Annotated in this window: 1 protein-coding gene; it reads left to right on the top strand. The window is 49.8% G+C overall.

Features of this window, described 5'->3' with window-relative positions; translation table 11 throughout:
* Positions 1 to 259: ATP-binding protein (locus AAEY93_RS20810; RefSeq protein WP_351079592.1), on the top strand; the 259-nt coding region annotated here is incomplete at both ends.

The following is a 259-nucleotide window of genomic DNA, read 5'->3' as shown; positions in this document are numbered from 1 at the left end:
ATCCTTGTCCATGCGGTTATGATGGTGATGTATCAGGGCGTTGTCGCTGTCGTCCTGAGCAGATTAAGCGTTATCAAGATAAGCTCTCAGGACCACTGCTTGATCGCATTGATCTACATATTACCGTGCCAGCGCTACCGATTGCAGACCTGCAAAATAGCAGCGCTGGTGAAACTTCAGAGCAAGTACGGATTAGAGTCGCCGCAGCGCACAAGCGGCAACTGGCACGGCAACAAAAAGTGAATAATGAGCTTAGTCC

The sequence above is a fragment of the Shewanella sp. CAL98-MNA-CIBAN-0140 genome, from assembly GCF_040309905.1.
GTDB classification, from domain to species: domain Bacteria; phylum Pseudomonadota; class Gammaproteobacteria; order Enterobacterales; family Shewanellaceae; genus Shewanella; species Shewanella psychromarinicola.
The sequence above is the reverse complement of the archived record's forward strand: the minus strand, read 5'-3'. Positions and strand labels throughout refer to the sequence as shown.